This is a genomic window from Xenorhabdus sp. PB61.4, from assembly GCF_963894935.1.
Lineage (GTDB): Bacteria > Pseudomonadota > Gammaproteobacteria > Enterobacterales > Enterobacteriaceae > Xenorhabdus > Xenorhabdus stockiae.
The window spans coordinates 1-6,775 of the sequence record NZ_CAWQJR010000060.1; the positions used below are offsets into that span (position 1 = coordinate 1).

The 6,775-nt window shown below is 41.4% G+C and carries 6 protein-coding genes; all 6 read left to right on the top strand.

Annotated elements, in window-relative coordinates; genetic code table 11:
* The first annotated feature begins 409 nt into the window (after positions 1-409).
* The 6 genes from AACX68_RS04680 to AACX68_RS04705 all read left to right on the top strand — a co-directional run bounded on the left by AACX68_RS04680 (position 410) and on the right by AACX68_RS04705 (position 6,683).
* Positions 410-955, top strand: a complete 546-nt coding sequence (locus tag AACX68_RS04680) for a fimbrial protein (protein WP_228860709.1) — start codon at positions 410-412, stop codon at positions 953-955.
* A 321-nt stretch (positions 956-1,276) separates the two neighbouring features.
* On the top strand, positions 1,277-3,949 hold the full coding sequence (locus AACX68_RS04685; protein ID WP_228860710.1) for an outer membrane usher protein: 2,673 nt from the start codon (positions 1,277-1,279) through the stop codon (positions 3,947-3,949).
* A gap of 129 nt (positions 3,950-4,078) precedes the next feature.
* On the top strand, positions 4,079-4,837 hold the full coding sequence (locus AACX68_RS04690) for a fimbria/pilus periplasmic chaperone (protein WP_228860711.1): 759 nt from the start codon (positions 4,079-4,081) through the stop codon (positions 4,835-4,837).
* Positions 4,838-4,900: 63 nt separating this feature from the next.
* Positions 4,901-5,479, top strand: a complete 579-nt coding sequence (locus tag AACX68_RS04695; RefSeq protein ID WP_228860712.1) for a fimbrial protein — start codon at positions 4,901-4,903, stop codon at positions 5,477-5,479.
* Positions 5,480-5,548: 69 nt separating this feature from the next.
* Positions 5,549-6,388: an MrpH family fimbial adhesin gene (locus AACX68_RS04700; RefSeq protein WP_099108833.1), complete on the top strand. Its 840-nt coding sequence runs from the start codon at positions 5,549-5,551 to the stop codon at positions 6,386-6,388.
* A 16-nt stretch (positions 6,389-6,404) separates the two neighbouring features.
* Entirely contained in the window at positions 6,405-6,683 is a 279-nt protein-coding gene (locus AACX68_RS04705) for a helix-turn-helix domain-containing protein (protein WP_099108832.1), read from the top strand.
* Positions 6,684-6,775 lie beyond the last annotated feature (92 nt).

The following is a 6,775-nucleotide window of genomic DNA, read 5'->3' on the forward strand; positions in this document are numbered from 1 at the left end:
ATCATTATCTTAGTTTAATTGGGTATTTTTTTATTTTAAAAAAGACAAAATCGCTCAATAAAGACACGCAAACTAAGATTCTAAACTATTCGTCTTTGTGAGATGCAATTCAGGAAAATAATCTAAATTTACATGTTTATCAGTAAAATATATTGCTGTCTATGCGTGGTTTTTGGTAAAAACTCATATCCGATACGCAGTTAGGGATCATTGCCAGTTTTATCCGCTGAAATTTGACTTAGGGTGCTTTGTATAGAATCATAATATCGATTTCATTTAGTTGAACAGTTAAGCAGTCTGTCAAAAAACTAAATAGCAATTATCCTAAGAGCCAGAAATTAATTTCTGGGTCTAGGACATTCCCTGAATATAAATCCCTACTTTTTAATTAAAAGGTATAAATTCGATTATGAAACTGAATAAATTGGCAATGGTTTTAGGTCTTGGTGTCGCTTTAACTGCAGGCGCTGCAAATGCAGGTGGAAGTGACGACAACATGAATGATCGTGGTTTCGTTCACTTCAAAGGTTCTATTATTAATCCGACTTGTTCAATTAAAAATTCTCATATTGATGTTAATTTTGGCGAAGTGCGGACTTCTAAGTTTAAGTCCAATCCGGACGGTCAATCCGAACGTATACCTTTTGATATTATTTTAGACAAATGTTCTGATATCACAGGAAAGAAAATTTCCACAACGTTCACAGGTGATACGGTTGATGCTAATGGCGATCTTTTAGCTATTAAAGGTAAAGCTAAAGGTGTAGGCATCCAAATTGGCGACTTAAATGACGGTGAGAACGGAAGACTGGTTCGTTTCGGCACACCTACAACTGGTGTAGATGCAGTTGATAACCGCCTGCGTTTCGATGCAAACCTGAAAGTTATTCCTGGTCAGACTGTAACAACAGGTGACTTCTATGCATTCGCATACTTTACTATGAACTACCTGTAATAGTGAAAACTAAAGGCTAGTTTTTAATTGCTGAATGTCAGGAAGCCCATGTCATTTTGATTTTTATTTGGGTTTCCTGGCATAACTATTCAGCCTGTTTCAAACATGCACTGTGTCTAATAACGGTGTTTAAAACTGATAAGAAAGCGATTTAAGTGGCTTGAGAATTGAAAGGCTTCTTCAGAATTAATTGAAGTTGATGTTTTCTCAGTTACCTATATTCGGAAAATCACACATTCTGCCATACATACGGATTTGGCACTATCAGGCAGTAATTAAATTCAAATTGAATTATTAACGATTCATTGCTTAGAGGATGTTATGGCTTGGTTTATAGCTTCTATGAATCATGATTTTTCGTCTGTTAATAAAGAAACACGCAGTAATAGAAAAAGAATTTTTAATAAAAACCACGTGCTTAATAAACAAAGAATAGCTAATAAAATAAATACAAAATCTCCGGTGCCCGGTATTAAGCTACTTTCTGCCCTGATACTATTTTCTCTGTCCGGTATCCAGTTTGCTTATTCTAAGCCCATTGAATTCAATACTGATGCGCTGGATATTAATGAACGCTCCAATATTGATTTGGAGAAGTTTTCCCGTGCAGGTTATATCATGCCGGGGAACTATATGATGGCAGTTCGGGTGAATCAGTCTGAATTGCAGGATATGTATCCTATTGACTTTCTCGTGCCGGATAATGACCCGAAAGGTAGTGAAGCCTGTATTTCACCCGAATTAGTGAAAAAAATTGGCCTGCAATCAAAATGGGCCGATAAATTAGTCTGGCAGAATAATGAAAAATGCCTTGATCTGAATAGCCTGCCGGGGACCTTGGTTAAAGGGGATTTAGCCACTTATACCCTGTATTTAGTTGTTCCTAAAATCTATCTGGAATATGAATCACCGAATTGGGATCCTCCTTCCCGCTGGGATGAAGGTGTACCCGGATTGTTATTTGATTACAACCTTTATGCACAGGCAACTAAACCAGATCATGGTAATGCACGCCAGCAAATCAGTGCAAATGGTACGACAGGTATTAATGCCGGCGCGTGGCGTTTCCGTGCAAACTGGCAGAGCAGATACGATCACACTAATACCGGGAAGAACGATTCGGATGACACAAATCGCTCCAGTTCCAGAAAACGCAGTTGGGATTGGACCCGTTACTACGCGTATCGCGCACTTCCCACTATGGAAGCTAAGCTGACACTGGGAGAGAGTTACCTTAATTCCAATATTTTCGATAGCTTCCGTTATACCGGTGTTAGTCTGGTAACAGATGAAAATATGTTGCCGCCTAATTTACGCGGCTATGCCGCAGAGGTTACAGGGGTTGCGAGAACTAATGCCAAAGTCACTATCAGCCAGATGGGAAGAGTGCTGTATGAAACTCAGGTTTCCGCAGGCCCATTCCGTATTCAGGATCTCAGTGATGCCGTAGCAGGGACACTGGATGTCAGAATTGAAGAGCAGGATGGTGGGGTCCAGCAATTTCAGGTCAATACGGCAACCATTCCTTTTCTGACACGTCCCGGACGAGTGCAGTACAAATTTATTGGCGGACAATCCACGAATGAGAAGCATCGTCGTGAAGGACCGGCTTTTGGTTTGGGAGAATTTTCCTGGGGGATCAATAACGGCTGGTCATTGTATGGCGGGCTTTTGGCTGCGGGTGACTATGACGCCTTATCGCTGGGGATAGGACGTGATTTGCTGGTGTTTGGGGCATTGGCGTTTGATGTCACAGGTTCAAGAGCAAAATTGCCGGGTGAGAACAAAACGTTGACGGGGGGATCTTATCGCCTCAGTTACTCGAAACGTTTTGAAGAGTACAACAGTCAGCTGACATTCGCCGGATATCGATTCTCTGAACGTGATTTCATGAGTATGGGGCAATATATTGACCGTCGTTACCGTTCCCGAAATATATCCTCTGATAGTGGAAAAGAACTTTATACCGTTAATTTAAATAAACAATTTAATGAATTAGGGTTCAGCACCACTTTCAGCTATAGCCACCAAACCTACTGGAATAGGCCTGCGAATAACCGCTATGACCTCTCGTTATCTAAGCATCTGGATATAGACCGTTATAAAGGTATCTATGTCAATTTATCCGCTTATCGTAACAATTTTGACAATAAAAAAGATGATGGTCTGTATCTGAGTCTTTCCATTCCTTGGGGAGAAACAGGAACTGTCAGTTATAACGGATTAGTCAATCGTCAGGGTAATGGTCATACCGTCGGCTATTTCAATCGAATTGATGATCGTAATAACTATCGCATTTCAACAGGTGTGAATACACGTGGAAGGGCAACAGTAGACGGTTATTACACCCATTATGGTGATGAGGCATTGGTGACCGCCAGCGCCAGCCATCAATCCGATAGTAATACTAGCGCGACCCTGGGTTTACAGGGCGGGATCACTGCAACGGGCAAAGGAATCGCTTTACACCGTACAAATATAGCTGGTGCAACCCGCTTGATGGTAGATACCGAAGGTGTACGGAATGTGCCTGTCCAGACGTACGGCTCTTCAGTTCACTCCAATTACTTTGGCAAAGCTGTACTGGCTGATGTGAACAGCTATCACCGCAATACCGCAAATATTGACTTGGATAAATTGCCGGATGACGTGGAAGCAATGCGTTCGGTTCAGTTGGCGACATTAACCGAAGGTGCCATTGGATATCGTAAATTTCAGGTGATATCCGGGATTAAAGCCATGACAGTGATCCGTTTACCTGATGGTTCGTTCCCGCCTTTTGGGGCATCTGTTATGAACGCCAGCCAACGGGAAATTGGCATGGTGAGTGATGATGGATATGCCTACCTGAGTGGAATGAAAAAGGGTGAGAAATTGCAGATTCATTGGGATGGACATGCTCAGTGTGAGGTGACTGTACCAGATGGGATCTCATCAGAGTATTCAACCGCATTTTTACTGCCTTGCCAGTTTTTAAATGTAAATGATAAGTAAAAAGTAATTAAAAAAACCACAAAATAGGTTTTTGGTGAAGTATTACATTAATTTTTAATGCGGTAATGCCGATATTAATTGATCGCAGTAATACAAATATACGTTTTTAAAGCATGAGCTAATGACACTATGAAACTGAAAAAAATTCTAATGATAGCTGCCGTGACGGTAACAAGTTTAATGTCAGTGCATCAGGCAACGGCGGCGATAGCATTAGATCGTACCCGGGCTATTTTTAACGGGAATGAAAAATCTGTCAGCTTGAATATTGAGAATCAACACCCTGATTTGCCTTATTTAGCACAGGCATGGATTGAAGATGAGCAGGGAAATAAAATCAACAGTCCACTTGTTGTTGTTCCGCCTGTTCAGCGTATTGAAGCCGGGATGAAGAGTCAGATTAAGATTCAGACTCTACCCGCGATAGCGCAATTACCTCTGGATAGAGAAAGCCTGTTCTATTTTAACGTCCGTGAAATTCCACCACGCAGTGAAAAATCAAATGTTCTGCAACTCGCGATACAGACGAAAATTAAATTGTTCTACCGTCCGGAAGCAGTTATCGCACGTCGTGTGGATCTTGAAAACCCGTGGCAGGAAAAACTGACGTTAACCCGTCAGGGAAACCAGTATGTACTGAATAACCCAACGCCGTATTACGTCACGATTGCAGAAGGCCAGAGTCAAGTTAAAGGCAAGCCGGTTGAGGGGTTCAAACCATTCATGCTGGCACCTAAAAGCAGTGAAACACTGGGCGGAACAGTCAGCGCTTTCGGTAGTAACCCCATCTTGACTTATGTCAATGACTATGGCGGGCACCCGCAGTTAGTTTTTAGTTGTAGTGGCAATAACTGTACGGTGACAAAGATTCTCGATGAAGAGGGCTGATTAGATTTGGTGAATCACAAAACAGACTTCACCCAATCATAATGAATTTTAGGATAAAGAATAATGAATTCGTTAAATATAAAGTTCTCTGACTGTGCGCGGAAATTATTAGTACTGCCGGCCTTATTCCTGTTGGGAGTGAGCAGCCTGCAAAATGCCTATGCGCAAGATAACCTTCGTCAAAATGTCAGAATTACGATGACTGTACTGGCGCCTTCCTGTGTGATTAAACCGGAAGATAAGGCGATGGAAGTGGATTTTGGCAGCATTACCAGCCGGGATCTTTATTTATATCAGCGCACGCCAAGCCAGCCATTCCGTCTGCATTTGGAAGAGTGTGACCCTAAAGTTGCGCAGAAAGTGAATATCAAGTTTGTCGGGCAAGAGAGCAAAGAGCAGCCGGGATTATTGGCGTTCAGTCACGGCAGCAATGCTTCCGGTGCGGCTATTGGTATGGAAAAACTGGATGGTACACCACTTCCTTTTAATAAAACGGCTCAGTTCTCACTTACTGGCACGAACAGTAGTCATGTCATTCCGTTTCAGGCCTATGTCAAAGCCGATCCTAAAGCACTTTTGCAAAACAAAATTGGTGTAGGAGAGTTCAATGCGATGGCAACTTTTGAGCTTAGTTATGAATAGCTACGCCAGTCTTTTAAGTGATTTCCATGATATTCGGGCCAGGCTTGGGGCTATTTAGGGAAATAAATTATGCGTCATATTACAAAATCATTAATGAAGTTTTCTGCATCATTATTTTTCTTAACTGCTTCATATTCTTATGGTGGAGCTTATGTTATGCCCGTGAATACCACGACATCGGGTAAACAAACCATTACGACAATGGAACTGATTGAATGGACGGAAGAAGAGGGAATTGAGAACCCTTGTTATAACAAGCCGCAATGCTATGTTGGCCCGGATGTTCAGTATAACAACGGTAAACAGCCGGGCATGTATGGTTCCTGTATTGATGCAAAGGTGTGTTTGACTGATGCCCATAAATACCGGACAACCGCAGATGTCATGCGCGCTTATAAAAGCCAGCTTGGAATTCCTAAACGGGTCACATTCCCGATTATTACTGCGAATGCACAGTGTGTAGGCTTGTTTTATACCAACCAGATATCATCAGGTTATGGTACAGCACAAAAATTTCCTAATTCAACCTGCAATAAATTACCGCCTGCAAACCAGAGTTGTGAACTTATTGTTCCCGTTGAAATTGCTTATGGCGAATTAAAAGCCTCAGAAGTTAATAACGCAACCCGTTCTATTAATGGCCAGTTTAGCTGTGCACTTTATAGCAACAAAATAATGTTACAGGTTAAGTCTATTAATAACGAACCCAAAGTTTATCTCGATGCTAATAAACAAATTTATTCAGCATTACAGATTGACGGAAAGAATGCAGCAGATGGAGTGAATGTCACCGCTGAGGGAAAATATATACCTTCCACTTTCACTCTGACTTCAACACTGCACACATTAATACAACCGAAAGCCGGTAAATATGAAGGTACAGCAGTTGTCTTACTAACCTATTTATAATGAGGGTAAAGATACTATGCGAGTCAGTATGCTGGTAGGTAAACGGATCCAAATGAAGCGAAAAGAGCTTGGGATAACAGCAGCAGAGCTGGCGGACAGAATTGGCGTCAGTCACCAGCAGTTATCACGTTATGAACGGGGGACGAATCGAATTAGTCTGGAACATTTGGTTGTTGTCTCTATTACTCTGAAAACACCTGCAAGCTGGTTTCTGGAAGATTGTTTTATTAAACCCGCACCTCAAATGAAAAACCAACATACCTGTGTGGCTGAAACAATATTAGATTTATATTGAATAAAAAGTATTAGTTAGAAAGACAGTTATTAATTTTTATAAAAGCCATCTCAAAAAAGGATGGCTTTTTCTTTATTAGAGCATTCATAGAT